29 protein-coding genes, 1 tRNA gene and 1 pseudogene are annotated in these 25,078 nt (G+C 58.6%); 17 read left to right on the forward strand and 14 right to left on the reverse strand.

Annotated elements, in window-relative coordinates:
- The first annotated feature begins 230 nt into the window (after nt 1-230).
- The 9 genes from NMB39_RS07485 to NMB39_RS07525 all read left to right on the forward strand — a co-directional run bounded on the left by NMB39_RS07485 (nt 231) and on the right by NMB39_RS07525 (nt 7,819).
- Nucleotides 231-1,670 (forward strand): aminotransferase-like domain-containing protein, encoded by a 1,440-nt coding sequence (locus NMB39_RS07485; protein WP_005790467.1) that lies wholly within the window; start codon nt 231-233, stop codon nt 1,668-1,670.
- Nucleotides 1,671-1,763: 93 nt separating this feature from the next.
- On the forward strand, nt 1,764-2,255 hold the full coding sequence (locus NMB39_RS07490; protein ID WP_494339454.1) for a translation initiation factor 2: 492 nt from the start codon (nt 1,764-1,766) through the stop codon (nt 2,253-2,255).
- Between the two features lie 162 nt (nt 2,256-2,417).
- Nucleotides 2,418-2,672 carry a YkgJ family cysteine cluster protein gene (locus NMB39_RS07495; protein ID WP_043047177.1) on the forward strand — a complete coding sequence of 85 codons (255 nt, stop codon included), beginning with the start codon at nt 2,418-2,420 and terminating at the stop codon, nt 2,670-2,672.
- 41 nt (nt 2,673-2,713) lie between these two features.
- The gene (locus NMB39_RS07500; protein ID WP_057025691.1) at nt 2,714-3,319 is read left to right on the forward strand and encodes an START domain-containing protein; all 606 of its coding nucleotides are present in this window, start codon (nt 2,714-2,716) and stop codon (nt 3,317-3,319) included.
- 104 nt (nt 3,320-3,423) lie between these two features.
- Nucleotides 3,424-3,660 (forward strand): hypothetical protein, encoded by a 237-nt coding sequence (locus NMB39_RS07505; protein ID WP_046069121.1) that lies wholly within the window; start codon nt 3,424-3,426, stop codon nt 3,658-3,660.
- A gap of 212 nt (nt 3,661-3,872) precedes the next feature.
- Nucleotides 3,873-4,214 carry a ribonuclease E inhibitor RraB gene (locus tag NMB39_RS07510; protein WP_003193463.1) on the forward strand — a complete coding sequence of 114 codons (342 nt, stop codon included), beginning with the start codon at nt 3,873-3,875 and terminating at the stop codon, nt 4,212-4,214.
- A 443-nt stretch (nt 4,215-4,657) separates the two neighbouring features.
- A complete protein-coding gene (locus NMB39_RS07515; RefSeq protein WP_367236402.1) occupies nt 4,658-6,067 on the forward strand; it encodes a circularly permuted type 2 ATP-grasp protein in 1,410 nt (469 codons plus the stop codon).
- 4 nt (nt 6,068-6,071) lie between these two features.
- Entirely contained in the window at nt 6,072-7,022 is a 951-nt protein-coding gene (locus NMB39_RS07520) for an alpha-E domain-containing protein (protein WP_046069119.1), read from the forward strand.
- On the forward strand, nt 7,019-7,819 hold the full coding sequence (locus NMB39_RS07525) for a transglutaminase family protein (protein WP_046069118.1): 801 nt from the start codon (nt 7,019-7,021) through the stop codon (nt 7,817-7,819). Before NMB39_RS07520 ends, NMB39_RS07525 begins: the two co-directional genes overlap by 4 nt.
- A 19-nt stretch (nt 7,820-7,838) precedes the next feature.
- Here the strand turns inward: NMB39_RS07525 and NMB39_RS07530 are convergent, their stop codons facing one another.
- Nucleotides 7,839-8,645, reverse strand: a complete 807-nt coding sequence (locus NMB39_RS07530) for a c-type cytochrome (RefSeq protein WP_494340605.1) — start codon at nt 8,643-8,645, stop codon at nt 7,839-7,841.
- A 653-nt stretch (nt 8,646-9,298) separates the two neighbouring features.
- On the opposite strand from NMB39_RS07530, the gene NMB39_RS07535 reads away from it, so the two are divergent.
- The 3 genes from NMB39_RS07535 (at nt 9,299) to NMB39_RS07545 (ending at nt 13,505) form a co-directional block, all read left to right on the forward strand.
- Entirely contained in the window at nt 9,299-10,504 is a 1,206-nt protein-coding gene (locus tag NMB39_RS07535) for an acetyl-CoA C-acetyltransferase (RefSeq protein WP_057025689.1), read from the forward strand.
- A 16-nt stretch (nt 10,505-10,520) separates the two neighbouring features.
- Nucleotides 10,521-12,668, forward strand: coding sequence for a 3-hydroxyacyl-CoA dehydrogenase NAD-binding domain-containing protein (locus tag NMB39_RS07540; RefSeq protein ID WP_057025688.1), 2,148 nt, complete (start codon nt 10,521-10,523; stop codon nt 12,666-12,668).
- A 93-nt stretch (nt 12,669-12,761) separates the two neighbouring features.
- Nucleotides 12,762-13,505 (forward strand): amidotransferase, encoded by a 744-nt coding sequence (locus NMB39_RS07545; protein ID WP_043047168.1) that lies wholly within the window; start codon nt 12,762-12,764, stop codon nt 13,503-13,505.
- On the opposite strand, the gene NMB39_RS07550 is transcribed toward NMB39_RS07545, so the two are convergent.
- The 3 genes from NMB39_RS07550 to NMB39_RS07560 all read right to left on the reverse strand — a co-directional run bounded on the left by NMB39_RS07550 (nt 13,483) and on the right by NMB39_RS07560 (nt 16,244).
- Nucleotides 13,483-14,454: a magnesium and cobalt transport protein CorA gene (locus NMB39_RS07550; protein WP_057025701.1), complete on the reverse strand. Its 972-nt coding sequence runs from the start codon at nt 14,452-14,454 to the stop codon at nt 13,483-13,485. The two genes, NMB39_RS07545 and NMB39_RS07550, sit on opposite strands and share 23 nt — an antisense overlap.
- Nucleotides 14,455-14,598: 144 nt before the next feature.
- Complete coding sequence (locus NMB39_RS07555; RefSeq protein WP_494339453.1) at nt 14,599-15,339, reverse strand: lysophospholipid acyltransferase family protein; 741 nt, start codon at nt 15,337-15,339, stop codon at nt 14,599-14,601.
- Between the two features lie 212 nt (nt 15,340-15,551).
- Nucleotides 15,552-16,244, reverse strand: a complete 693-nt coding sequence (locus NMB39_RS07560; protein WP_057014743.1) for a crotonase/enoyl-CoA hydratase family protein — start codon at nt 16,242-16,244, stop codon at nt 15,552-15,554.
- 319 nt (nt 16,245-16,563) lie between these two features.
- Here NMB39_RS07560 and NMB39_RS07565 point away from each other — a divergent pair.
- Nucleotides 16,564-16,653: transfer RNA gene (locus NMB39_RS07565), tRNA-Ser, on the forward strand.
- A 198-nt stretch (nt 16,654-16,851) separates the two neighbouring features.
- Here the strand turns inward: NMB39_RS07565 and NMB39_RS07570 are convergent.
- From NMB39_RS07570 to NMB39_RS07580, 3 genes are all read right to left on the reverse strand, one after another.
- Nucleotides 16,852-17,142 (reverse strand): type II toxin-antitoxin system RelE/ParE family toxin, encoded by a 291-nt coding sequence (locus NMB39_RS07570; protein WP_057023159.1) that lies wholly within the window; start codon nt 17,140-17,142, stop codon nt 16,852-16,854.
- Entirely contained in the window at nt 17,105-17,368 is a 264-nt protein-coding gene (locus NMB39_RS07575; protein ID WP_057023158.1) for a CopG family ribbon-helix-helix protein, read from the reverse strand. Before NMB39_RS07575 ends, NMB39_RS07570 begins: the two co-directional genes overlap by 38 nt.
- Nucleotides 17,369-17,575: 207 nt before the next feature.
- Nucleotides 17,576-17,845: a hypothetical protein gene (locus NMB39_RS07580; RefSeq protein WP_057023157.1), complete on the reverse strand. Its 270-nt coding sequence runs from the start codon at nt 17,843-17,845 to the stop codon at nt 17,576-17,578.
- A gap of 507 nt (nt 17,846-18,352) precedes the next feature.
- Here NMB39_RS07580 and NMB39_RS07585 point away from each other — a divergent pair.
- Nucleotides 18,353-18,511 carry a hypothetical protein gene (locus NMB39_RS07585; protein ID WP_494339452.1) on the forward strand — a complete coding sequence of 53 codons (159 nt, stop codon included), beginning with the start codon at nt 18,353-18,355 and terminating at the stop codon, nt 18,509-18,511.
- Between the two features lie 3 nt (nt 18,512-18,514).
- A complete protein-coding gene (locus tag NMB39_RS07590) occupies nt 18,515-18,973 on the forward strand; it encodes a DUF2442 domain-containing protein (protein WP_056845672.1) in 459 nt (152 codons plus the stop codon).
- Between the two features lie 59 nt (nt 18,974-19,032).
- On the opposite strand, the gene NMB39_RS07595 is transcribed toward NMB39_RS07590, so the two are convergent.
- From NMB39_RS07595 to NMB39_RS07620, 6 genes and pseudogenes are all read right to left on the reverse strand, one after another.
- Entirely contained in the window at nt 19,033-20,073 is a 1,041-nt protein-coding gene (locus tag NMB39_RS07595; protein ID WP_494339451.1) for a DMT family transporter, read from the reverse strand.
- A 69-nt stretch (nt 20,074-20,142) separates the two neighbouring features.
- Nucleotides 20,143-20,478, reverse strand: a complete 336-nt coding sequence (locus NMB39_RS07600) for a hypothetical protein (protein ID WP_046071635.1) — start codon at nt 20,476-20,478, stop codon at nt 20,143-20,145.
- A 162-nt stretch (nt 20,479-20,640) separates the two neighbouring features.
- Nucleotides 20,641-21,219, reverse strand: coding sequence for a DUF4337 domain-containing protein (locus NMB39_RS07605; protein WP_198720914.1), 579 nt, complete (start codon nt 21,217-21,219; stop codon nt 20,641-20,643).
- Nucleotides 21,220-21,273: 54 nt separating this feature from the next.
- Complete coding sequence (locus tag NMB39_RS07610) at nt 21,274-21,639, reverse strand: DUF2784 domain-containing protein (RefSeq protein ID WP_494339450.1); 366 nt, start codon at nt 21,637-21,639, stop codon at nt 21,274-21,276.
- Between the two features lie 51 nt (nt 21,640-21,690).
- Complete coding sequence (locus tag NMB39_RS07615; protein WP_057023153.1) at nt 21,691-22,059, reverse strand: helix-turn-helix domain-containing protein; 369 nt, start codon at nt 22,057-22,059, stop codon at nt 21,691-21,693.
- A pseudogene (locus NMB39_RS07620) lies at nt 22,001-22,252 on the reverse strand (type II toxin-antitoxin system RelE family toxin); the annotation flags it as partial. The pseudogene NMB39_RS07620 and the gene NMB39_RS07615, both read right to left, overlap by 59 nt.
- Before the next feature lie 225 nt (nt 22,253-22,477).
- Between NMB39_RS07620 and NMB39_RS07625 the strand changes: the two are divergent.
- Complete coding sequence (locus NMB39_RS07625) at nt 22,478-23,167, forward strand: HAD-IA family hydrolase (RefSeq protein ID WP_043047105.1); 690 nt, start codon at nt 22,478-22,480, stop codon at nt 23,165-23,167.
- A gap of 66 nt (nt 23,168-23,233) precedes the next feature.
- On the opposite strand, the gene NMB39_RS07630 is transcribed toward NMB39_RS07625, so the two are convergent.
- Nucleotides 23,234-23,980 carry a 3-oxoacyl-ACP reductase family protein gene (locus NMB39_RS07630; RefSeq protein WP_046071640.1) on the reverse strand — a complete coding sequence of 249 codons (747 nt, stop codon included), beginning with the start codon at nt 23,978-23,980 and terminating at the stop codon, nt 23,234-23,236.
- A 106-nt stretch (nt 23,981-24,086) separates the two neighbouring features.
- Between NMB39_RS07630 and NMB39_RS07635 the strand changes: the two genes are divergently transcribed.
- Nucleotides 24,087-25,010 (forward strand): LysR family transcriptional regulator, encoded by a 924-nt coding sequence (locus tag NMB39_RS07635; RefSeq protein WP_057023152.1) that lies wholly within the window; start codon nt 24,087-24,089, stop codon nt 25,008-25,010.
- Nucleotides 25,011-25,078 lie beyond the last annotated feature (68 nt).

Here is a 25,078-nt window from a genome sequence, read left to right on the forward strand (position 1 = left end):
GTGGGAGGGGGCTTGCTCCCGATAGCGGTAGTTCAGTTGCGACATCTTTGACTGATACACCGTCATCGGGAGCAAGCCCCCTCCCACATTTGTTAGGCGTACTCTCTAACAGTTTTTGCTGTCACTCCCACCCGCGCTCGACTATCGTGACAACTGTCCCCGTACAGTTCTAAACTGTGCCGGTATGTTTCACACAAAAATAAAATACCCGTGAAATCGAGTGCTGCGTCATGACCAATCTGTTGCTTTACCAGCGTATTGCCCAGCAACTGGCTGAGGACATCCGACGCGGTGTCTACCAACCGGGGGAGCGCGTGCCGTCGGTGCGCAAAATGAGTTCCCAGCTCAATGTGAGCCATGCCACGGTGCTGCAGGCCTATGCCAACCTGGAAGACCAGGGGCTGATCCGGGCGCGGCCGCAGTCGGGCTATTACGTGCACCAGACACCCGCACTCACGGCGCCGACGCCAGACATCGCGCGGGTCGAGCGGCCAGGCTTGGTCACCCGCAGCAGCATCATCCAGCAGGTATTGGTCGAGTCGCGCCGTGAAGGGGTGTTCCCCTTGGGCGCCGCGGTGCCGAGTGTCGACTATCTTCCTGTACGGGCGCTGCACCAGCAGTTGGCCAAGGTCACACGGTTCCAGAGTCCGCGGGCCTTCAGCTACATGTTCAGCCCCGGCTTTGAACCGCTGCGCCGTCAGGTGGCGATCCGCATGCGCGATGCCGGTGTGGTGGTAGACCCTTCCGAGGTGGTGATCACCCACGGCTGCGTCGACGCGTTGCAGATGTCCTTGCGTGTACTCACGCGGCCTGGCGACCTGATCGCCGCCGAATCACCGACTTACTACGGCTTGTTGCAACTCGCCGATTTGCTCGGTCTGAAAGTCATCGAGATCCCCAGCGACCCAGCCACGGGAATGAGCCTGGAAGCCCTGCAACTGGCCGCCAACCAGTGGTCGATCAAGGCGCTGGTGCTCACCACGCGTCTGAGCAACCCCCTGGGTGGCACCATGCCCGAGGAGCGCCAGAAACAACTGCTGCGCCTGGCGTCGGATTTCGATATCCAGATCGTCGAGGACGATATCTATGGCGAGCTGATGTTCGAACTGGGTCGCACCAAGGCTCTGAAAGCCTACGACCGCCTTGACCGGGTTATCTACTGCTCGAGTTTTTCCAAGACCTTGTCCCCGGGTGTGCGCATCGGCTGGATGATCGCCGGCAAGTACCAGCAGGAGATCCAGCGCCTGCAGATGTTCAGTACCCACTCAGCTTGCAGTGTCACCCAGATGGGGGTCGCGGCTTACCTGGAAAACGGTGGCTACGACCGCCACCTGCGCTACATCCGCCAGGAATACCGCAAGAACCTCAGCGCCTTCCAACTGGCGGTGCAGCAATATTTCCCCGAAGGCACCCAGATGACCCGTCCAACCGGCGGCTTTATCCTGTGGGTCAGTTTGCCGGGTCGGGTCAATACCCAGGAACTGCACGTCCGTGCCCTGCAACAGGGCATCAGTATTGCGCCGGGGCTGATCTTCAGTAATACGGAACAGTTCAACCACTGTATTCGCCTCAACTGCGGTACCCCCTGGAACCGCGAGGCAGAGCGGGCGTTGATGACCTTGGGCATGCTGGCCAGCCAGTTGTGCCAGGAGACCGCGGCGGGTTTTTGAGACGTGCAAAGGGGACAGCATTGATCTGCGCCCTTGTCATGCCGTGCACAACAAGCGAGCATATGGCCTTCTGCCGTTAACGCTGTTGGCGATATGACATCTATTTTTCGCGTTACCTTGGTGATTGGCTTGTTGAGCCTGTGCAATGTTAGCGGTGTGCTGGCAGCCACGCCGGTGGGCGATAGCACGTCGGCTGCCAGTGTTGAGCAGAAGGTCTCCGTGAAGAAGCCGACGCCCGTGAAAAAAGCCCCGGCCACACAGAAAAAAGCCGTAGCGAGCAAAAAGCGCGCGCCCGTTGCGAGCAAGTCCAAGTCTGCCCATGAAGTCGCCCAGACTAAATTGCCACCGGCACAGTTGGACCTTTCGCTGCCCTCTGACATGGTCAGGCTGTTGCAGCCCATCGGCACCATGCCCAAGCCCAAGAGCGTGCCCTTGCTGCCGCCGCTGTTTGGCGAAAAGCCCACCGACAACAGTGCGTTCCAGATCAACGGCCGCTTGCTCAGCAATGAGATGAAGCTGCAACTGCGCAACGATGAGCGCCGTGATGTTGAAGGCGCCGCGCTGGATTTCGAATTCAAGCAATAAACATTGCCGCTATGCGTGACCCAGGTTGCCGACCATCTGTCGCAGACTGGTCGGTCACTTTTGTTTTGCGCGAAAAACCCCTGTTTGACCATTTTAAAACGGCTGTTTAAGGGCGTACTCTAGCCCGGTCATCCCTATTGAGTCGTCGAGGACCTGCTGGTCATGAAATGCCGTGAAGGCTGTGGCGCATGCTGCATCGCCCCCTCCATCAGTTCGCCGCTGCCCGGAATGCCCCAGGGCAAGCCTGCAGGCGTTCGCTGCCTGCACCTGTCGGTCGGACAACTGTGCCAGCTGTTCGGCCTGCCTGAACGGCCGGCGGTGTGCAGTGATTTCAAGGCTGATATCGAGGTCTGTGGCAATGACCAGGCCGATGCAATTCGCTTGATCGGCTGGTGGGAGCAGATGACGGCGGCTTGATGGGCTTTACTATTGGAACTTCAACAATAAGGAATACAACAATGGGTTCGCTGAAACGACTGGCCGTGTTGTGCGGTTTTACACTGCTGTTTGCTGCTACTGCCCAGGCTGAGGAATGGCAAGTGGCCAAGGACGAAGACGGTATCAAGGTGTCCCTGAGCGAAGTTGCCGGCTCCAAGTACAAAGCGTATCGCGGCGTGACCGTGATCAAGGCGCCTGTGGCCAAGATCGTTGCATTGCAGGAAGACGTGGCGGGTGCCTGCGCGTGGATTCACGAGTGCAAATCCCAGAAACTGGTCGACAAGAAAGGCGACGAAGCCTGGACCTACACGCAATTCAAGGCACCGTTTCCGGTGAGCGATCGTGACTCGTATATTCATGTCACAACCGCTAAAAACGCCGATGGCAGCGTAACCCGCACCTTGCAGGGCGTGCCTACCTACAAGCCCGAAGAAAAAGGCTATGTGCGGGTCGCTCAGGTCGAAGGCTCCTGGAAACTGGTGCCCAAGGGCGCCAATGAGACCGAAGTGACCTACCAAGTGCACACCGAGCCGGGCGGCAGCGTGCCGTCGTGGTTGGCCAACAAGTTCGTGGTGGAAGCGCCGTTCAATACCTTGAGGGCGCTCAAGGAACGCGCTGAAAAATAAGCGCAACTGATCCGGTGCCTCCTGCCTTGGGTGGAACGTTTGGCGAAGCCTCAAGGTCCAGATAGATGTAAGCCCACACATGGGGTTTTATCGAGGAGGCACCGATGCCGAAGTGGAATGTTTCTTTCATCAATGACCGTGGCGAGCCGGTAGTCGAGCAATTCGACTGCGAGCATGAGCCGACGCTGGAAGAAGCCGCACAGATGGTGCGGGTGCGTGTGTCGCCGGTGTTAGAAAAGCTGGACCTTAACGATCTTGCCGATCGTGTTCCCGAGCCCACGGTCAAGAGCCTGCATGATCAAAATGGTATCAAGGACCTCAAGGTCGAACCCGCGGCCTGAATATTTCCGTTAGACCCATCAAGCACCTCTGGTGGAGGTGATAGCTTCGCGCTACTCTGCAATCGAGATCAGCGAATGAATCGCTAAGGTCTGGTCTTGTCAGCTACATGCTTGTTTTCCAGCGGTGTTGTTCCTGCCGTAGTACTCGCGCCAGTAGGGCGCGAGCTTCGGGAAGCACGGAAAGTCTATCCATCATTTGAGGAGCACTTTTCATGAGCACAGCCTATCAAGAAGACATCAGTACCAACGTCCTGCGCCGCATGAAAGAGGGCGGCTTCGATTTCTCGCGTTTTCACCCCATTGAGTTCTACGCCATTTTCCCGGATGAGGAACGGGCGCGCAGGGCTGCGGGTCGATTTCGTGGCGAATCCCTGAATGCCCAGGTCAGCGCGCGCGACGATGGCGCCTGGTACCTGGAACTGAGCAAAATCATGTTTGCAACCTACGACGGCATAGGAGACTTCGAGCAAGACTTCGAGGCGGTGGTCGAGCCCCTGGGTGGGATCATCGAAGGATGGGGCGTCAAGCAGGAGGTGCGTGGGTTACCCATGTAGTTGGTTTTTATGAGCAGCGCAGCGTATCGGCTGACCTTTGGGTCGGCCGATTTTGTTTGGGGGGGGGCCTGCACTGGTTTTGTTACATGCAAAAAAAAGCCACCCCAGTAGGGTGGCGGAAAGGGAAGCTCGAGGGAGCAGATCAGTACACGAAGTAACACAGTACCGGTTGCACAAAGGGTTTCGCTGTAGGACATGTCCTGTTCAGCCGATGGAGGTGATTATCCGCAGCGCCGGCCGGGCAGTGAAATCAACTCTGGCTATGCGATCGATAGCCAAGGGCCGCGTTGCAATGAAGCGTGCGACATGCAATGGGCACGTTCTACGCACTGGAATGGTGCGAAGACTCCGCCTGGATTATTCAAGTCATTGATTATTAAGTGTTTATGCCGCTGGCACGGGCCTTGCGAAGGTTCTCGCGTCCGGGTGACAAGGAGTACGGCATGATCCGCACTTATTACGATGAAATGTACGATGGGGCAGGGCAGGTCCGTCCTCATTACCGCGAGTTCGCCCGCTGGTTGGCCGACACCCCCACGGAATTGCTGGCCCAGCGTCGGCGTGAAGCCGATTTGCTGTTCCACCGCGCCGGTATCACCTTCACCCTCTATGGGGATGAGCTGGGCACTGAGCGCCTGATTCCCTTCGATACCATTCCGCGCAGTATCCCGGCCAGCGAATGGCGGGTTGTCGAGCGCGGCTGTATCCAACGGGTCAAGGCACTGAACATGTTCCTCGCCGACCTGTACCACGGCCAACGCATTATCAAGGCCGGCATTATTCCCGCCGAGCAGGTACTGGCCAACGAGCAGTATCAGTTGGCAATGCAGGGCCTGGACCTGCACCGTGATCTGTATTCCCACATTTCCGGGGTCGACCTCGTACGCGATGGTGACGGCACCTACTACGTACTGGAAGACAACCTGCGCACGCCCAGTGGCGTCAGCTACATGCTCGAAGATCGCAAGATGATGATGCGCCTGTTCCCGGAACTGTTTGCGGCCCAGCGCATCGCGCCCATCGACCACTACCCCAACCTGTTGCTCGATACCCTGAAAAGCGCCAGCCCTCTGGATAACCCCAGCGTGGTTGTGCTGACCCCGGGGCGCTTCAACAGCGCGTTCTTCGAGCATGCCTTTCTTGCCCGGGAAATGGGCGTGGAACTGGTGGAGGGGGCGGACCTGTTCGTACGCGATGACCGTGTGTTCATGCGCACCACCGACGGCCCAAAGGCCGTGGATGTGATCTACCGCCGCCTAGATGATGCCTTCCTCGACCCGTTGGCCTTCAACCCGGACTCCATGCTCGGCGTGCCCGGTCTGCTTGCGGCCTATCGTTGCGCCAATGTGGTGCTGGCCAATGCCATCGGCACGGGAGTGGCGGACGACAAGTCGGTTTACCCGTTCGTCCCTGAAATGATTCGCTTCTACTTGGATGAAGAGCCGATCCTGCAGAACGTTCCGACCTTTCAATGCCGTAATCCCGACGAATTGTCCCACGTACTGGCCCACCTGCCCGATTTGGTGGTCAAGGAAACCCAGGGCTCCGGCGGCTATGGCATGTTGGTTGGCCCGGCGTCCACGGCGGCGGAAATCGAAGCCTTCCGCGCTCGCATCAAGGCCAAGCCCCACGCTTATATCGCGCAGCCGACCCTGTGTTTATCCACCTGCCCGACCTTTGTCGAAAACGGTATCGCCCCACGGCATATCGACCTGCGCCCGTTCGTGCTGTCCGGCAAGGAAACCCGCGTGGTGCCCGGCGGCCTGACTCGCGTGGCCCTGCGCGAAGGATCGCTGGTGGTCAACTCGTCCCAGGGCGGCGGCACTAAAGACACCTGGGTGGTCGAGGACTGATGCCATGTTGAGTAGAACTGCCTCGGATTTGTACTGGATGTCGCGCTATCTGGAACGTGCCGAAAACCTCGCACGCATGCTCGACGTCAGCTATTCACTGTCGCTGATGCCTCAGGATGGGCGCGGCGACGGACTGCACGAACTGGCCATGCCGTTGTTGATCACCGGCACCCTGGAGGATTACCACGAGCGCCACGGCCAATTGCATGCCGAACGCCTGCTGCACTTTTTCGCACTGGACGCGGCCAACCCGGCCAGCATCTACAGTTGCCTGGGTGCTGCGCGGGCCAGCGCCCATGCGGTACGTGGGCGAATCACCGCCGACATGTGGGAAAACATCAACGCCACTTGGCTGGACATTCGCGATATCGCCCAGCAGGGGCTGAGCCGATACGGCATGAGCCGGTTTTGTGAGTGGGTCAAGGAGCGTTCCCATCTGTTCCGCGGCGCCACCTACGGCACCATCATGCGTAACGATGCCTTCCGCTTTATCCGCCTGGGCACCTTTATCGAGCGCGCCGATAACACCTTGCGCCTGCTGGATGCGCGCTACGAAATGGCCGGCGACCAGGCCGCGTCGGTCAGCGATGGCACGGCTCACGCGTATTACCAATGGAGTGCACTGCTGCGTGCGTTGTCGTCGTTCGAGGCCTACACCGAGATTTATCGTGATGCGCCGGGGTCCCGGCAAGTGGCTGAACTGCTGCTGTTACGCGCCGATGTCCCGCGCTCGCTGCGGGCCTGCAGCGAGGAAATCGACCAAGTGCTCGCCAGCCTGCCTGGCCTCAACGGCCGCCCGGCCCAGCGCCTGGCCGCCGAGATGGACGCGCGCCTGCGCTTTACCGCGATCGACGAAATCCTCGAGGAAGGCCTGCATGCCTGGCTGACCGACTTTATCCCCTTGGTCCGCCAATTGGGCGACGCCATCTACAGTTCCTACCTGGAGGCGGCATGAGACTCTCCATCAGCCACGAAACCACCTACCACTACCAAGACCAAGTGCGCGCCAGCATCCAGTACCTGCGGCTCACGCCCCATGACAGCGAACGCCAGCACGTATTGAGCTGGCAGCTCGACCTGCCACGCCCGGTGCGGGCGCAGGTGGACCCCTTCGGTAATATCCTGCATGTGCTGACCCTGGACGAACCCCACGACGCCATTATCATCGGCGCCCGTGGCCAGGTGGAGATCGACGAGTTGCGCGAGGCCGAACACGAAAGCCAGTCTGCCTGGCCGTTCCTGCGCTGCACGCGTCTGACCGAGCCCGATGAAGCCCTGCGCCGGTTTGCCGAGCAGCATTGCCACCAGCGTCGCGACCGCACGGCGCTCATTGACCTGATGCAGGCCCTCAACCAAGCGATGATCTACACGCCGGGGGCTACCGAAGTCGACACCTGTGCCGCCCAGGCCTTTGCAGGCGCTGCGGGCGTGTGCCAGGACCATACCCATGCATTTCTCGCCTGCGCACGCAGCCTGGGAGTTCCTGCGCGGTATGTGTCGGGGTATTTGTACACCGAAGACTGCGCACATCTGGCCAGTCACGCCTGGGCCGAAGCCTGGCTGGATGACGCCTGGTACAGTTTTGACGTGACCAACCAACTGGCCCGGCCGGAGCGGCACTTGAAACTGGCCGTGGGCCTGGACTACCTCGACGCCTGCCCGGTACGCGGTATGCGCCGTGGGGGCGGGCATGAGCAGATGCATGCCAAGGTATTCGTGGCACCGACCGTGGTTTCAGTGCAGCAGCAATAACTTTTGAATTGCTCCAGACTTAAGGTTGGTGCTTGCGCCCCGCCATATGCTGCAAATACTCGACCAGCATATCCAGCTCTTTATCCGGCAATACACTGGCAGCAAACGCCGGCATCTTTGCCTGTGGCCAGCGCCTCAGGCTTTGCGGGTCACGGATATAACGCTTGAGGAAATCACCGCCGAAATACTCGGTGGGGTTGTAGGGAATGTTCAGGTCCGGTCCCACTTGGGCATCGCCGGCCCCGTTGAGGCGGTGGCAGGCCAGGCAGTTCTTCTGGAACAACGCAAAGCCTTGGTTGATCGGGTCATTTGCGGCCAGTTTCGGGTCGGGCAACAACGCGGGAAAACGTTCGGCAACCGTCTGCAATTGCTTGATTCTGGATACCTGGAAGGGCCACTGTTCCGGGCTGATGTGCCCGGCTTCGGGTTGGGTCCACACCAGGTAAAACGGCCCGGCGCTCGGTTTGCCTTGCGCCAGGGCGGGCCATGGATGAGCCGGGTCTTCCACCGCCAACCAGGCGCGGGCACCGGACTTTTCCAACAACGGCGCGGCAGACAGTTCGGCGGCGAAACCATCCAGGGCAACCGCTTGCAAGTGGCTCGCAGGGTTCAGGCCCGGCAGGAGCACCGCCAGAGGTACCGCGCGATAGGTCATGTCGCGCTTGTAGGACACGTCATCGACGATCTGTACCGTCTGTGCCTGCGGGTGCTTGAGCAGATCGGCGGTCTGCCAGGTCCGGCTGGTGTGGTCCAAGTCGATGGTGAGTTGCGCAGCGGCTACAGGAAAGCTCAGCAGCAGGGCAAATAAGGCGAGGATCGATTTCAAGGCAGCGGCCCGATGCAAGGTGGCGATGGCGCTCACGATACCGGAAATTGACAGGTAAAAAAGACAGCCCCCGCAACGGCAGTGCTAAGCGCACTATCCCGGCAGGTGCTGCCAAAAGCTGCAGGCCTGGTGCTGTGTGTGCACGGCGTCTGGGGGGCGGGGCGTCACCCGAGCACCTTGGTCAGGTTGGGCAAGATCAGAATCAGTGTGGTGGCGAACAGAATAAGTCCTGCCTGACGTACTTTCGAATGTTTGAACATGGCTGACTGCCTATTTTGTTGTTATTCCTGAGCGTCAAATGCGTGCCGGTTAATTTCAGTATCGCGAGCTGACGTTGCACTTTTCTTACAGCTGCTCCGGCAAGACCCGGCAGCAGCGTCTTACAGGTTCAACCTTAGAGCGCCCGCCCTTCTTCGCTTAGATCCATTTCATATCAGCTAATCAGCATTTGCGCTAAAAACGGCATGAGGCTTAGTGCCATCTTGGCGCCAGCCCTAGGGCTAGACCGCTAAAACGATTAATCAGGCATATTCCGTAGCTACCTACCGTTCGTCCGAGCGAGGGGGTCAAAAGCATTGAGCGCATCCGTCATTGAAACCGTGTCAATCGGGCCTAAGGTAAGGGGCATACACCCACAGCGGCTCGAGGATGTCATGACCCAAGCTTTGATCTTTGATGCGGTACGCACGCCCCGGGGCAAGGGCAAGGCCGACGGTGCCCTGCACAGCGTCAAGCCGGTAAACCTGGTGGCCGGCTTGCTCAATGCGCTGGCGCAACGCAGCGAACTTGATACGCACCAAGTGGATGACATCGTGCTCGGCTGCGTCACTCCCGTGGGCGACCAGGGCGCCGATATCGCCAAGACTGCCGCGCTGGTAGCGGACTGGGACATCAGCGTCGCCGGCGTCCAGGTCAATCGCTTTTGTGCCTCGGGCCTGGAGGCGGTCAACCTGGGCGCGATGAAGGTGCGTTCCGGCTTCGAAGACCTGGTCGTCGTCGGCGGCGTCGAATCCATGTCCCGGGTACCCATGGGCAGCGATGGCGGCGCGTGGGTGCTCGACCCGCAAACCAATATGCACAGCCACTTCACGCCCCAAGGTATCGGCGCCGACCTGATCGCCACCCTGGAAGGCTTCAGCCGCCAGGATGTGGACGCCTTTGCCCTGCAATCCCAGCAGAAAGCCGCCCGGGCACGCGCAGACGGTTCCTTCAACAAGTCGCTGATCGCAGTGCAGGACCAGAACGGTATCGTACTGCTGGACCATGACGAGTTTATCCGGGGCGACTCCACCCTTGAGGGCTTGGGCAAGCTCAAGCCCAGCTTCGAAATGATGGGCCAGATGGGTTTCGACGCCACCGCATTGCGGGTCTACAGCCATGTGGAGCGCATCCAGCATGTGCACACCCCAGGCAACAGCTCCGGCATCGTCGACGGCGCCGCATTGATGTTGATCGGCTCCGAGGCCAAAGGTCGCGAACTGGGCCTGCAACCGCGGGCGCGCATTGTTGCCACGGCCGTGACCAGCACCGACCCGACCATCATGCTTACCGGCCCGGCGCCAGCCACTCGCAAGGCCCTGGCCAAGGCCGGCCTGCGGGTTGAAGACATCGACCTGTTCGAAGTCAACGAAGCGTTCGCCTCGGTGGTGCTCAAGTTTATCAAGGACATGGGCATCGACGCCGCCCGGGTCAACGTCAACGGCGGCTCCATCGCCATGGGCCACCCGCTTGGCGCCACCGGTTGCGCTATCCTCGGCACCTTGCTCGATGAGCTGGAGGTGCGTCAGCAACGCTACGGCCTGGCCACGCTCTGTGTCGGCGGCGGCATGGGTATCGCCACCATTATCGAACGCCTCTGAGCCTAAGGAATCTTTCATGACCGATGCCATTCGTTACGAAAAAGGCCAGGACCAGATCGTGGTGCTGACCCTCGACATGCCCGGCCAGAGCGCCAACACCATGAACGCAGCGTATCGCGAGGCCATGGCGGCCACCGTCACGCGCCTGGAGGCAGAAAAAGACGGGATCGCCGGGGTGGTGATCACCTCGGCCAAAAAGACCTTTTTTGCCGGTGGCGATCTCAATGAACTGATCAAGGTCGACAAGTCTCATGCCAAGGGTTTCTACGATAGCGTGCTGGTGTTGAAGGCGCAGTTGCGGCGCCTTGAAACCCTCGGCAAGCCGGTGGTGGCTGCGATCAATGGCGCGGCCTTGGGCGGCGGCTGGGAGATCTGCCTGGCCTGTCATCATCGGGTCGCGCTGGACGACAAAGCTGTTCAGCTCGGCCTGCCGGAAGTCACCCTTGGTCTGTTGCCGGGCGGTGGCGGGGTAGTGCGCATGGTGCGCATGCTGGGCCTGGAAAAAGCCCTGCCGTACTTGCTCGAGGGTAAAAAAGTCCGGCCCGCCCAGGCACTGCAAGCAGGTTTGATTGATGAGCTGGCGGCGGATCGTGATGAGCTGCTGAGCAAGTCACGGGCCTGGATTCTCGCTAATCCTGAGGCAAAGCAACCGTGGGATAACAAGGCGTATCAGATCCCAGGTGGTACGCCGTCAAATCCCAAAGTCGCGCAGATGCTCGCCATTGCCCCATCGATTTTGCGCAGCAAAACCAATGGCTGCTTCCCTGCGCCGGAGAAAATCCTCTGCGCCGCCGTGGAAGGCGCCCAGGTGGACTTCGATACCGCGCACCTGATCGAAACCCGCTACTTCACCGAACTGGTGACCGGGCAAGTGGCGAAAAACATGATCGGCACCTTCTGGTTCCAGCTCAATGAAATCAACGCCGGCAGCTCGCGGCCCCAGGGTTTTGCCCCTTACGTCACACACAAGGTCGGTGTGCTCGGGGCCGGGATGATGGGCGCCGGCATTGCGTATGTCAGCGCTTGTGCGGGCATCGACGTGGTGCTCAAGGACATCAACCTCGCCGCCGCCGAGAAAGGCAAGGCACATTCGGCGACGCTGCTGGACAAGAAGGTCAGTCATGGGCAATTGAGCGCCGAACAGCGGGAAGCCACCCTGGCGCGCATTCATTCGACGCAGGATGATGCCGATCTGGCCGGTTGCGACCTGATCATCGAGGCCGTGTTCGAAGACCGCGAACTCAAGGCCAGGGTCTCGGCCGCCGCACAAAGCGTGGTCGGTGCCGACGCAGTGATCGCCTCCAACACCTCCACTTTGCCCATCAGCGGCCTGGCCACGGCAGTCCCCGATCAAGCCAGGTTTATTGGCCTGCACTTCTTCAGCCCCGTGGACAAGATGCCCCTGGTGGAAATCATCAAGGGCGCCCGCACCAGCGACGAAACCCTGGCCCGAGGTTTCGACTTCGTCCTGCAAATCAAGAAGACCCCGATTGTGGTCAATGACAGTCGTGGCTTCTTCACTTCGCGAGTGTTTGGCACGTTCACCAACGAAGGCATCGCCATGCTCGGCGAAGGCGTGGCCGCGCCGATGATCGAAACCGAAGCGCGCAAGGCCGGCATGCCGGTGGGACCGCTGGCGGTGTCCGATGAAGTTTCCCTCAGCCTGATGAGTCATATCCGACAGCAAACCGCCAAGGATCTGCAGGCCGAAGGTAAGGCACTGCCGAGCCATCCGGCGACCGCGGTGATCGATCTGCTGGTGAACGAATACAAGCGCACGGGCAAGGCGGCAGGCGCTGGTTTTTACGACTATCCCGCTGGCGGCCAGAAGCACCTGTGGCCTGGGCTGAAAACCCGGTTCGAACAGCCTGGCAAGCAAATCTCACCCCAGGACGTACGCGATCGCTTGCTGTTTATCCAAGCCATCGAAACCGTACGTTGTGTGGAGGAGGGCGTGCTGATGTCCACCGCTGACGCCAACGTCGGTTCGATCTTCGGTATCGGTTTTGCCGCATGGAGTGGCGGCGCCTTGCAGTTTATCAACCAGTACGGGCTGGACGACTTTGTCGCCCGCGCCCGCTACCTGGCAGAGGAGTACGGGGAGCGCTTCTCGCCACCGGCGTTGTTGCTGGAGAAAGCGGCACAGGGTGAAGTGTTCCGCTGAGCAAAATGTGGGAGGGGGAGCTTGCCTTGAGGGTGTATTTCAAGGCAGGCTCTGGGGTGTGCAATATTCCCATCGCCGTGTCAGGTATTTTTTATGTCGCTACGCGTCTGCATCCTGGAAACCGATATCCTGCGTCCAGGCTTGATCGATCAGTACCAAGGTTACGGGCAGATGTTCAAGCGCCTGTTCGCCAAGCAACCGATTGCCGCCGAATTTGTCGTCTACAACGTGGTGCAGGGCGAATACCCACCGGATGACGAAGTGTTTGATGCGTACCTGATCACCGGCAGCAAGGCCGACTCGTTCGGCACTGACCCTTGGATCCAGACCCTCAAGACCTATGTGCTCGAGCGCTACGAGCGCGGTGACAAGCTGTTGGGTATCTGCTTCGGCCATCAACTCCTGGCATTGCTGCTCGGCGGCAAGACTGAGCGCGCGAGCCAAGGCTGGGGCATGGGCATCCATGACTACAAGCTGGATGCCAAGGCCCCATGGATGAGCCCCGAGGTACCGGAGCTGACGCTATTGATCAGTCACCAGGACCAGGTCACGACCTTGCCGGAAAATGCCACGGTCATTGCCTCCAGTGAGTTTTGCCCGATTGCCGCTTACCACATCGGTGACCAGGTGTTGTGCTTCCAGGGGCACCCTGAATTTGTCCAGGACTATTCCCGCGAGTTGTTGGAGATTCTTCAGACAACCCTTGGGGAAAAGGTTTACACCAACGGCGTTGCCAGCCTGGAACGCGACCACCACGGCGCAACCGTGGCGGAGTGGATGATGCGTTTTGTCGCCCACAAGCCGGACGCCAGCGTTAAAGCCAGCCCGAACGCTTGAAGCTGGCCCATAAACCTGTGCAGCCCAGCGCAATAAACCCGAGCACCCCAAAATAGCCGTAGTGCCACTGCAGCTCGGGCATGTTCTGAAAGTTCATCCCATAAATCCCCGCCACTGCCGTGGGGAATGCCAGGATCGCCGCCCACGCGGCGAACTTGCGCTGTACTACGCTCTGGCGCGAGGCCTCCAGTAACACACCGATCTCGATGGTCTGGCTGGCGATATCGCGCAGTGTGGTGAGGTCTTCCATCTGCCGCGTTACATGGATCTGCACGTCGCGAAAGTAGGGGCGCATGTTCTTGTCGATAAACGGAAAGCTCAGCTTCTGCAGCTCCTGGCTGATCTCCACCATCGGTGCCACATAGCGCTTGAGCCGCAGCACGTCGCGGCGCAGGCCGTGCAGGTTCTGGATATCGCCCTCGCTCAGCGAACTGCACAGCACATTGCGCTCCAGCTCATCAATCTCCGCATGGATCGCCTCGCTCACCGGCTGGTAGTTTTCGGTGACGAAATCCAGCAGCGCATAGAGTACGAAGTCTTCCCCATGCTCCAGCAACAGTGGTCGCGCTTCACAACGTTGGCGCACAAAACCGTAGGACGCCGAATGACCATTGCGTGCGGTGATGATGTAGCCGTTGCCGGCAAAGATATGGGTTTCGATAAACTCCAGCTTGCCGTTCTCACGAACTGGTGAGTAGGTGACGATAAACAGCGCGTCGCCGAAGGTTTCCAGCTTCGGGCGGCTGTGCTTTTCCATGGCGTCTTCGATGGCCAGTTCGTGCAGGTTGAACTGGCGTTGCAGGTTGTTCAACTCCTGGGCACTGGGCTCTTCCAGGCCAATCCACACAAAGTGTCCGGGTTTGGCGGCCCAGGCTGCGCCTTCATCGAGGGTGATATCCGAGACTTTCTTTCCGGCACTGTAGACGGCGGCCGCAACAACTCTACCCATGGTGCTGATCACTTCTTATCAAGAGGACAGATGTTGGGCAGCTTAGCTGGAAGCGAGTTCTATTGTTGTGGGCAGTTGATTGATCGTTCCCACGCTCTGCGTGGGAATGCCTCCTGTGGCGCTCCGCGTCTCCCTGCACAGGGCTTATAGCGGCGCAGGCACGCAAGCGCTTTGCAGTTCGCGGTCCATCTGGGCAATGCACTCATCCATCTGCGTCTGACAGGTCCTCATTAACTGAGGGATGTCGTCCACTGTCAGACCAATCGTAGGAATCGGCGGCAACGAACGTATGAGCACATCCCCACTGTCCCAACGATTGAGCTTCATCTGCTTCACATAAGTGCTGACACACACCTGCACGATCGGCACGCCGGCCGCAATTGCCATATGAAACGCGCCTTTCTTGAACGGCAACAGCCTGTTGCCCAGGTTGCGCGTGCCTTCGGGGAACACCCAGATCGAGGTGTCCTCATGCTGCAACGTGTGGGTGGTGGTGAGCATGGCACGCCGCGCCTTGTGTGCATTGCCGCGGTCGATCAGCACATTGCCCGCCAGCCAGAACAACTGGCCGAACAGCGGCACCCATTTCAGGCTTTTCTTGGCGATGCATACGGTGCGGTGCGGCACTACATTGCCAAGTACAAACAGGTCGTAATTGGACTGATGGTTGGCGATCACTACACAGGTACCAGGCTTGTTGCGCAGCGAGCCGACATCTGTCTTCAACTTCAGGCGCAAAATCCACATGGCCGGTAATGCGTAAAGACGGGCACAGAGGCGGCTGTTGTCCGGATTGAATGGCCGACACACCCCTAAAATTACGCCCAGTACCCCGGCGATCATAAAGTGCAGGCCCATCAACAGCATACGTAACAGAAAAAGCATCGAAACGGCCCATCGGGACAAAAGGTGGCGCAGTGTACGGATGTGCACTGTATTCGGCAATTGCCCCTACAGATGTAGGAGATAGGCGATGTTTAAGCGCATGTTTCTACGCATGCCAGTAACGGCTGCCCAGAGCGGCTACAGATGTCTCGGGTTTATTTGTAAGAAAAAGCCCGATACTAGATCGGGCGTTGATAAAGCAGGTGTAGGAGTTAACTCAGGTTATGGCCTTGATCCTGGATGATTGCTTCGTCCAGAGCCTCCAGCAGCGCCCGGCGCACTTTTAACTTGGTGTGCTTGTGAGCGTTCATATTGATCTTCTTCAACTGCCGCGCCGCCTCCAGGGCTGCCGCGTGCAATTCTTCCGGCGCCACGACCTTATCGAGGAAGCCTGCTTGCAAGGCGCCTTGCGGATCAAACATTTCGGCATTGATCACCGACCGATGAAATGCCGACTTGCGCAGACGATCCCGCGCCAACTCGATACCGGCGTGATGCATGGTCATGCCGATTGCCACTTCATTCAGACCAATGCTGAACGGGCCTTCCACGCCAATGCGGTAATCCGCCGACAACAATAAAAACGCGCCCTTGGCCACTGCATGCCCAGGGCACGCAACGATCACCGGGAACGGATGCGCCAACAGACGCCGCGCCAGGGTCGAGCCCGACGTCACCAGGCTGATTGCCTCTTTAGGGCCGGCGGTCATCACCTTCAAATCATAACCACCCGACAAAATCCCCGGCGTGCCCGTGATGATCACCACCGCCCGATCTTTCTCGGCCTGATCCAGCGCAGCATTGAATTCGCTGACCACCGCAGGAGAAATGGCATTGACCTTGCCGTTGCTCAAGGTCAGGGTCGCGATACCGTCTTCGAAGTGGTAGGCAATCAACTCACTCATGACGCGGTTCCTTGTAGGGCTTGTTATAGAGAATGCAGCAGACGTTACCCACCACGCCCGCCTGGGTAAAGCGCTGTGACTGACTACCCAGTCAGGCTTTTCCTCTATCCCCAAGGGTAGACGCCCCGCAGCACAGCGCAGCAGTCCCGCAAAACCGGTGCTGGGCCTGCCCAAGAATGGCAGAAACACCGCCCATTACCGGGCGCGCCACGGCATAACCATCTAACCGCATGAAAATTCTGAAAAAAACCTTTGCCATCAGAAAGGCTTTCGACTACATTAGCGCGCCTCGACAGACTGAACTGGTTTGCCGAGATACGGTGAAGTGTCCGAGTGGCTTAAGGAGCACGCCTGGAAAGTGTGTATACAAGAAATTGTATCGAGAGTTCGAATCTCTCCTTCACCGCCAAATTTGAAACGACAAAACCCCTGAAAACGTTAAAGTTTTTAGGGGTTTTGTGTTTTCAGGGCGGCGAGAAAGGCCCATATGGGAACATCCATGGGAACACGGGGTTCGTTGAATGCCCAGGGTCAGCTGCCGCATGCCGATGACGTCCACGCTGTCATAGGCGATACGACGACGTAGAGCGCTGGTAAGCGCTGGTAATTACCAGTCTTCAGAGCGCTCCATACGCTGATGCAGGATACGCAGAATCTGTACTATTCCGTGAGCAAGGCGATAGGGGGCGATGAAAGGAAATTTGGACAGGATCAGCTCTCTGACGTCTGGAATTTGAGAGGGCCTGCCCAAGCCTGTAAACATTTCCAACTGTTCGAGCGCCTCAATGATTTGAGCTACCACCCCTTCGGCGGCTTCTGCCCCCAAGCGTGACTCATAGTATTCGTAGATCGACTCTAGATCACTGTCCGCTTTTTCCGTCAACACGATTTTTGGCACGGTTTACCCACTTAGCCTTAACGGCGTCCATATCTATGAGGTTGCCTGCCTCTGCGTCTGCGATACCTTCAGCGATTGCGTTGATATGCCATGACTCGGCCTCAACGTAACGAGCCAAGGCGCGCTTGAGGTGATATTGGCGGTCGCGATCCGTTGCCAATGACAACTGATCAAGCTGTTCAACCAATTCCTCTTCCACACGAAATGACAGCACGGGTGATGCCATAAAAGACTCCTCAATCTCGCTCGTATACATCGTATACAGATGTTGGGAATGTATACTTTTACACGCATGCCTAACAGTGATTTTTATAAAAACAGACGAGTGAATGGTTGATCTTGACCCCACCAAATTCGAATCAAACGAACCCTCTGGCTTCGGAAGAAGCTAGAGGGTTTGTGGTTTTTGAGTTTGAAAACTTAGTTTTTCAGGTCATATGCTCGGCACATCCATCCGTCGTCCAATGACATCGAGCAAATCGCACCCGTCCCGCAGAGGAATTGAGCAGAGCAGTGCAAAATCACTGAGCACCACCGCATCACTACTGATTTCACCGCGTAGAGCAAGGTTCTCAAGGACTTGTGTAACGGCACGAAGCCGATAGGTCGCGGCGTCGAGGAGTATTTCCAGCGGCACGGTGGTGTCGACAAAAAGGGCAGGGGTGGCGCTGTCGTTGCTGGTGAGGGCTATGTATTGGTTCATGCGTAAAGTCCGTTCGCTTAGAGGGGGAGAAGCCACCTGTTTGTCGCCAAACAAAAGGTGGCAACTGCACGCAGGTTGGCGAACCGGCATAAGAACGGACAAAGACCGGCAGACCCGAGGGTCTCCCACGCACAGCTACCATTGAGTAGCTTATTGCGTGCAGGGGCATCCCGCAAATCAGCCGGGAGGCTTCTGCCATCTTATAGTCGAGTCGCCAAACCCGGTCGCCATGTGGGCGACCGGGTGACTATAGACATAGCGATTTTGAAACGGGAGCCCCCACTTCTGCTAGGCGTGTAGGACGTTGCCTATATGATTGGCTACTATCGCGGCTCTCGGTCTAGCCGTCTCCAAGGTTTCGAAAGAAACACAAAGTTCGGTGCCTGGTTAAAAAAGTGAGGTAGTGCTAGAGAAAATATTTCTCTAGCATCTGCCGTCATGGCTACCACTGAATGAAACTGGAAAACAAAAATCTATCCCGACGACCACGCGCCGCCGCATTTTCACGTGCAGACGCCGGATGGTGAGTCGCTGGTTCAGATAGAAGGGTTTGTTGTGCTCGGTACAGGCGCCGAGAAGAAAGCCTTGAAAGCTGCCCTGCTTTGGGCAAAAGCTCATATCGCTGATCTTAAACGGGTATGGGATGAACAAAACCGGAGGGACTGACATATGACCAGCAAGCTTCGCATTTCTGCTGTGCAACCAGTTGCCGGCAAGCATGCCTTAGAGATCGAATGGAACAACGGTAAGCGACACACTGTTGACCTCACCGATCATATAAATACTTTTCCTGTGCTCACACCACTCTTGGATTTGGCGCTATTCAGCCAAGTGGTAGTGGGTGAGTGGGGCTTTGATGTGACATGGGGTAATGACCTGGAACTGTCCGCTGTCACGCTGCACCGTCTGGCGTTGGAGCAATCTGGTGAGGTCATGCTGACCCAGGATTTCAGAAAGTGGATGCTCAGTAACAATTTATCCCTTTCCGCAGCTGCTGTTGAACTGGGCTTTTCTCGTAGGACTATCACCGCGTACAGCAGTGGTGCTGCGCTGATTCCCAAGCATGTCGGGTTGGCATGCAGGGGGTGGGAGTATGAGCATAAAGGCTACACGGGCCACCACGCTTAAACGGACCTGCTCTCCACCAGGGCGGCCAATAGAGCCGCCCTGATACATCCGCACCACTTTCAATGCCTATGCCGATGATGCACATCCGGAAAATGCGCATGGCTATGCCTCATTTCACCATGAACATGCACATGACTATGGGCCTCCTTCGGATCCCACTCAAACCCATGCTCATGCTGATGATGTTCATCATGCACATGCCGATGCCCATGTTCCGTGGCTTCGTGCAGATGCTCATGGGCGTGCCGTTCCGTCAGATGCAGCCACACACCTACGGCCATCAGCGCCGAGGCAATCCAGAACGCCACAGTCACCGACTCTCCAAACACCAGCAAGGCCACTGCGGCGCCGAGGAAGGGCGCGGTCGAGAAGTAGGCGCCGGTGCGCGCACTGCCCAGCCCGCGTAGCGCCAGCACAAACATGACCAGGCTGACCCCATACCCCAGGAACCCCACCAGCAGAATCGGCGCCAGTTGTGCCAGGCCGGAAATTTGCGCCCCGAGGTAAAACGCCAGGCTGCAATTCACAATCCCCGCAATCAAACCCTTGGCGCCGGCGATAAATAGCGCGTCAGACGCAGACACTTTGCGCGTCAGATTGTTATCAATGCCCCAGCACAAACACGCCAGCGCAACGGCCAGCGGCCCGGTCCAGTCCTGGCTGGCGCCGCCAGCGCCGGTCCATGACAACGCCACGCCGCCCAGCACAATCGCGATCATGCCAAGCACGATGCGGCGGTCTGCGTTTTCCCTGAACACGACCCAGGCGATCACGGCGGTCAATACCGATTCAAGGTTGAGCATCAGCGAGGCGGTGGCGCTGGCGGTACGGGTCAGGCCGAACATGAGGGCGACGGGTCCGAGGATGCCGCCGAAGGCGATGGCGCCAAGTAGCCAGGGCCATTCCGATGGGGTCAACCTGGCAGGTGCCCAGCCGCGATCGCGGATCAGGCGTACGCCGGCAAGGCCAATGCCGCTGCCGAAGTAGAGCAGGCCGGCGAGCAGTATGGGCGAGAGGCCCAGGCCGAGGCTTTTGGCGAGCGGGGTGCTGGCGCCGAACAGCGCGGCGGCGGCGAGGGCGTAAACGATACTGAGGTTCATGGGCCATCCTCGAAAGTCCGGCCCATGATACGTCGCTTGCCGGGGTCGGCGCCCGGGCAATTTCGTGCTTTATTGCGCGGTTTTCAACTTGATCACATCACCGGAAATCTTGGTGGTGTAGCCGTTCAGTACCCAGGCCCAGAACCACTTTTCCTGCACTTGGGTGTTGATCAGCGCATCGCCGCCCTTGGCCTTGATGGCGGCATTCTGGGCGCGTACGAAACGGTTGTTCTGGCCGATCGGGATAACGCCCAGCAGCATGATGCCGGTGGCGCTGGCTTCGCTATGGCCGAGGACGGTGTATTGGCTGGCGTCGTATTGCGGGGTTTTCATGGCGGTGCCGGTGCAACCTGCCAGGGTGAAACCGAGAACGGCTGCTGCAACTACTTTACTGACGTATTTCACTTGTAACTCCATGGGCTCAATCTCGAGACTCAATTCTCGAGGGGCGACACTCTAAGCGCTCAGCAGGCAGATTGAAATCAATCGGCCAAGGTTTCATGTGTAGGTGGCGAATGTCAGGCCGCCATCGGGAGCAAGCTCCCTCCAACATTTGCCCGCGTTGGGTCAGATATGTAGCGATGCCAGGCTGCCCAGCACCACAGCCACTGCGCCGGCCGTATACGACATGCGTTTGAGCCACTCCTTACGGGTGAGCAAGGTAATCGCCGCCAACGAAATCGCGATCTGAATCGCTGTCATTGCCTGGGCCCAGCGGTGGTGCTGGTGCAGTGCCTGCTCGGATTTCTGATCCCATTCCCGTGACGTGGCCTCCAGTTTCTCGGCTTGCCTGCGCACGTCTTCCTTCTGGTGTTTGTAGCGCTCGATCTCGTCCTTATAGTGCGCCGCATCCACGCCGGGAATATGGGTGGCCAGTTCCGCCAGGTTCTGGCGGCTGGATTTGGCCTGGTAGTAGTTCCATTGGTTGGCGGCTTCGGTCTTGATGATGGCGGCGTTGTTCTTGTCCATCGCAGCTGTGCTTTCGCTGGAGCCGGCCTGGTAGCTGAGCATGGCGCCGACGGTGGCCATGATGGCTGTCATCACGGCAATGCGGCTAGCGAAGGTGTCGCCGCGGCCGTGGGCGTGTTCGGTGGTGTGCTCGAGGTGTTTTTCGTGGGGGCTGGGGACTTCGAAGGCTTCGGACATGGCGGCGTCTGCGAACGGATTGAGGAGGGTTGATTCTTCACCAGCGCAGCTGTCTCAAGCCTGTACGTAACGCCGGATAACCCGCCCATACACCGCCAGGTTAACCAGCACCACCACGGCCCCCAGCACCAACTGAATATTCGCGGTCAGGCCGGCGGGGTAGATCAGCGTCAGGATGTAGTGCTCGATGAACCCGCCGCCATAACCCTCTTGCCCGGCCAGGTGGCGCAACAGGTTTTCCCAGCGGGTGAGCGGGCAGGGCAGGTGCAGCACCTCCACAGCGATGCCCCAGATAACGGCGGGCAAATGCAGCCACATCACCCGGGGCCTTTTCAGGGTGAGCAGGCCGCCGAACAGCACGAACAGGATAAAGGTCAGATGAAACAGCACGAGGCCGTCGGCGGCTAAACGATAGAGCATGCTTGAGCTCGATTTGAGGTAAAGGGGCGCGCGAATCTTGCGGGATGACGTTTATATCTCCAGTTGGCTGGCATTGATTCCGAACGCCTTGGCAATTTTTTCCCGCGTGGTCCGTCGAGGTTTATTGACCGCCTCTTGCTGGGCAAAGGCAGGTTGTGAAATACCCAGGCGCCTGGCGACCTCTTCCTGGGTCAGGTTCAGGTGTTCGCGCCAGGCTCGGATAGGTGTCGCGCCATCCACCAGGCGGCTGACTACCGCGTGGGGGATCAGGTTTGGATCGTTTTGCTGCGCCACATAGTGTTCATAGGGAATCACCACAAAGGCTGGCTTGCCCTCCGTATTGTGGATGATCTGTACGGCAGTAGGTTCGCTCGTCACGTTTTTTAACCTCTTGGATGCTGACCACCTGGATGCTGCCATCCCAGTCGAAGAGGACGCGGTAATTACCTACCCGCAATCTATAGCTGTGAGGATGGTTAACCAGCGCCTTGACGTTGACTGCATCGGGCATTCGCTCAAGAGCGGACACAGCATCGCGGACCTGTTGCTGATGGTACGAATGTAGCCGAAGCAATTGTTTGACGGATTTTCGCGTCCAGTGGATTGAATTCATCGGAGATTAATAAGTCTTTTATAAGGTTTGCAAGATTTATTTTCCTGTGCGAGTCAATGGTTGATCGCTCTGCCTTGATAAACCCTAGACGGCCGCTGTGGGTGTCGGCTGGTGAAACTGTTGCCTGGTATGAATTGCTCATCGTGGGCAACGAAGGTTGCTTGCAGGCAACGAGGGCCGTTATTGTGCTGAATCCTTTTAGTCTTACCCCAGGGTTTTGTTGTGATGAATGCACCGCGTACAGCAGTCGGTCCAATCAAGGCCGTAATTTTCGATATGGACGGGTTGTTGCTGGATACCGAAGGCATCTACACCGAAGTCACGCAGATCATTGCCGAGCGCTACGGCCGTACCTATGACTGGGGGATCAAGCAGCACATCATTGGGCGTGGTGCCCAAGACTTGGCCGATTACGTGGTCAAGGCGCTGGACTTGCCGATCACACCCGCCGAGTTCCTGGAGATCCGCGAGCCGCTGATGAGCGAGCGTTTTCCCAAGGCGCTGGGCATGCCAGGCGCCGAGGCGTTGGTGCGGCATTTGAAGGCGCACAATATTCCGATTGCGGTGGGCACCAGTTCGTCGCGCAATTCGTTTGGCCACAAGACCACCCTGCACCGCGAATGGTTTGGCCTCTTCGACACTATCGTTACGGCGGACGACCCGGAGGTCGGCGCTGCCAAGCCTGCGCCGGATATCTTCCTGACCGCCGCGCGCCGTCTGGGTGTGGCGCCGGAGGATTGCCTGGTGTTCGAAGACTCGCCGTTCGGCGTGACCGCGGCGAAGGCTGCCCATATGACTGCCATTGCAGTGCCCGATGAGGCGATGGCGGACAGCAAGTACCAGCATGCTGACCAGATCATCCGCAAGCTCGCGGATTTCGATTTGGCGGCCTATGGTTTGCCACCCATGGCCTGATTCAACATAGGGCAAAATGTGGGAGGAGGCTTGCTCCCACATTTGGTTTTGCAGCTCTCCAAAAAACTAGGCGCTGAAGCCACCATCGATGGTCAGGCTGGCACCGGTGATGTACCCGGCTTCCGGCCCGGCCAGATACGCCACAAAGCTGGCAATCTCTTCCACATGCCCATACCGGCCCACCGCCATCAACCCGATCAAGCTTTCGGCAAAGTCACTGTTGGCCGGGTTCATATCGGTATCCACCGGCCCGGGCTGCACGTTATTGACGGTGATGCCTCGCGGCCCCAGGTCTCGCGCCAGGCCTTTGGTCAAGCCCACCAGTGCCGACTTGCTCATCGCATAAGGCCCGCCGCCACCAAACGGCATGCGCTCGGCATTGGTGCTGCCGATATTGATCACCCGACCCCCTTCGCCCATATGCCTGGCGGCTTCCTGGGTGGCGATAAATACGCTACGCACGTTGATTGCCAGGGTCTGATCGAAGTCTTCCAACTTGAAATCTTCCAGTGGGGCGATGGCCAGCACGCCGGCGTTATTCACCAGGATATCCAGGCGCCCGAACGCTTCGACAGTGGCATTGACCGCATTGCGAATTGCCGTGGCATCAGCGCTGTCCGCTTGAATCGCCAAGGCTTTGCCGCCATCGCTGATCACGTCGTTCTGCAACGCTTCGGCCTTGGAGGCCGAGCTGACGTAGGTAAAGGCAACCGCTGCACCCTGCGCGGCGAGGCGCTTGACGATGGCGGCGCCGATGCCGCGGGAACCGCCTTGAATCAAGGCGACTTTGCCGATGAGATTTTGTGTGGTCATGTCGATCTCCGAGTAGTTGATGGACCGAGTATCGACCTCACCCACCCAAGCCGGTAGACCGCGATTGCTATAGTCTGTGTAAACCAAAAGTTTAGAGTGGGGCGATATGGAGAGCTTTGGCAGTATCGAATGCTTCGTGCGCAGCGCCGAGGGCGGTAGTTTTGCCGAGGCCGCCCGGCACCTGAGCCTGACCCCGGCAGCGGTGGGTAAGAGCGTTGCGAAACTGGAAGCGCGCCTGGGTGTACGGCTGTTCCAACGCAGTACCCGACGTCTCGCCCTGACCGAAGCCGGCAAGCTGTTCCTTGCCGAGGTCAGCTCCAGCCTCACCACCATCCAGAATGCCGTAGCCAACCTGGCCAGCGCCGAAGGGCGGCCGGTGGGCACGCTCAAGGTCAGCATGGGCACAGTGGTCGGCTGCTTGTATATCGTGCCGCTGCTGGGTGAATTCCTAAAACGTTATCCCGATATCATTCCGGACTGGCATTTCGACAATCGCCAGGTCGACCTGATTGGCCAAGGCTTCGACGCGGCACTTGGCGGCGGGTTCGAGCTACCCCTGGGCGTGGTGGCGCGCAAACTGGCGCCAGCGCATCGGGTGTTGGTGGCATCCCCCGATTACCTGGCAGCACGGCCGGCGGTGTTACAGCCCGAGGACTTGGAGCGCTGCGACGGCATCCTGATTCGCTCACCGCAAACCGGTCGCGTGCGCTCCTGGCAACTGACTCATCGCAAGGGCGAACACGGTCCGCTGAACCTCAAGCCGCGCATGACCATGAGCGACTCCCAAGCCGCCTGCATCGCCGCCGACCAGGGGCTGGGCGTTGCGTTGGTGAGCATGCCGTTTGCTGTGCCCTGGTTGGCGAGCGGCAAGTTGCTGCGGGTGTTGCCGGATTGGTATGTGAACGATGGCAATATTTCCATCTACTACGCCGAACACAAACTGTTGCCCGGCAAGACCCGGGCGTTTGTGGATTTCATCATTGAGCAGTTTGCCGAGCAGCAGTTAGGCCAAAGATTCAGTGCCATCTAAAAGTGAAAACAGTTCCAAGTGTGGGAGGGGGCTTGCCCCCGATTACGGTGGGTCAGTTACAGATAAGT

It is taken from the genome of Pseudomonas sp. FBCC-B545, from assembly GCF_059134095.1.

Excerpts from the sequence above, each read along its gene's own strand:
- NMB39_RS07485 (WP_005790467.1), top strand. The coding sequence starts at position 231 with ATGACCAATCTGTTGCTTTACCAGCGTATTGCCCAGCAACTGGCTGAG.
- NMB39_RS07490 (WP_494339454.1), top strand. The coding sequence starts at position 1,764 with ATGACATCTATTTTTCGCGTTACCTTGGTGATTGGCTTGTTGAGCCTG.
- NMB39_RS07495 (WP_043047177.1), top strand. The coding sequence starts at position 2,418 with ATGAAATGCCGTGAAGGCTGTGGCGCATGCTGCATCGCCCCCTCCATC.
- NMB39_RS07500 (WP_057025691.1), top strand. The coding sequence starts at position 2,714 with ATGGGTTCGCTGAAACGACTGGCCGTGTTGTGCGGTTTTACACTGCTG.
- NMB39_RS07505 (WP_046069121.1), top strand. The coding sequence starts at position 3,424 with ATGCCGAAGTGGAATGTTTCTTTCATCAATGACCGTGGCGAGCCGGTA.
- NMB39_RS07510 (WP_003193463.1), top strand. The coding sequence starts at position 3,873 with ATGAGCACAGCCTATCAAGAAGACATCAGTACCAACGTCCTGCGCCGC.
- NMB39_RS07515 (WP_367236402.1), top strand. The coding sequence starts at position 4,658 with ATGATCCGCACTTATTACGATGAAATGTACGATGGGGCAGGGCAGGTC.
- NMB39_RS07520 (WP_046069119.1), top strand. The coding sequence starts at position 6,072 with ATGTTGAGTAGAACTGCCTCGGATTTGTACTGGATGTCGCGCTATCTG.
- NMB39_RS07525 (WP_046069118.1), top strand. The coding sequence starts at position 7,019 with ATGAGACTCTCCATCAGCCACGAAACCACCTACCACTACCAAGACCAA.
- NMB39_RS07535 (WP_057025689.1), top strand. The coding sequence starts at position 9,299 with ATGACCCAAGCTTTGATCTTTGATGCGGTACGCACGCCCCGGGGCAAG.
- NMB39_RS07540 (WP_057025688.1), top strand. The coding sequence starts at position 10,521 with ATGACCGATGCCATTCGTTACGAAAAAGGCCAGGACCAGATCGTGGTG.
- NMB39_RS07545 (WP_043047168.1), top strand. The coding sequence starts at position 12,762 with ATGTCGCTACGCGTCTGCATCCTGGAAACCGATATCCTGCGTCCAGGC.
- NMB39_RS07550 (WP_057025701.1), bottom strand. The coding sequence starts at position 14,454 with ATGGGTAGAGTTGTTGCGGCCGCCGTCTACAGTGCCGGAAAGAAAGTC.
- NMB39_RS07555 (WP_494339453.1), bottom strand. The coding sequence starts at position 15,339 with ATGCTTTTTCTGTTACGTATGCTGTTGATGGGCCTGCACTTTATGATC.
- NMB39_RS07560 (WP_057014743.1), bottom strand. The coding sequence starts at position 16,244 with ATGAGTGAGTTGATTGCCTACCACTTCGAAGACGGTATCGCGACCCTG.
- NMB39_RS07575 (WP_057023158.1), bottom strand. The coding sequence starts at position 17,368 with ATGGCATCACCCGTGCTGTCATTTCGTGTGGAAGAGGAATTGGTTGAA.
- NMB39_RS07580 (WP_057023157.1), bottom strand. The coding sequence starts at position 17,845 with ATGAACCAATACATAGCCCTCACCAGCAACGACAGCGCCACCCCTGCC.
- NMB39_RS07590 (WP_056845672.1), top strand. The coding sequence starts at position 18,515 with ATGACCAGCAAGCTTCGCATTTCTGCTGTGCAACCAGTTGCCGGCAAG.
- NMB39_RS07595 (WP_494339451.1), bottom strand. The coding sequence starts at position 20,073 with ATGAACCTCAGTATCGTTTACGCCCTCGCCGCCGCCGCGCTGTTCGGC.
- NMB39_RS07605 (WP_198720914.1), bottom strand. The coding sequence starts at position 21,219 with ATGTCCGAAGCCTTCGAAGTCCCCAGCCCCCACGAAAAACACCTCGAG.
- NMB39_RS07610 (WP_494339450.1), bottom strand. The coding sequence starts at position 21,639 with ATGCTCTATCGTTTAGCCGCCGACGGCCTCGTGCTGTTTCATCTGACC.
- NMB39_RS07615 (WP_057023153.1), bottom strand. The coding sequence starts at position 22,059 with ATGGCAGCATCCAGGTGGTCAGCATCCAAGAGGTTAAAAAACGTGACG.
- NMB39_RS07625 (WP_043047105.1), top strand. The coding sequence starts at position 22,478 with ATGAATGCACCGCGTACAGCAGTCGGTCCAATCAAGGCCGTAATTTTC.
- NMB39_RS07630 (WP_046071640.1), bottom strand. The coding sequence starts at position 23,980 with ATGACCACACAAAATCTCATCGGCAAAGTCGCCTTGATTCAAGGCGGT.
- NMB39_RS07635 (WP_057023152.1), top strand. The coding sequence starts at position 24,087 with ATGGAGAGCTTTGGCAGTATCGAATGCTTCGTGCGCAGCGCCGAGGGC.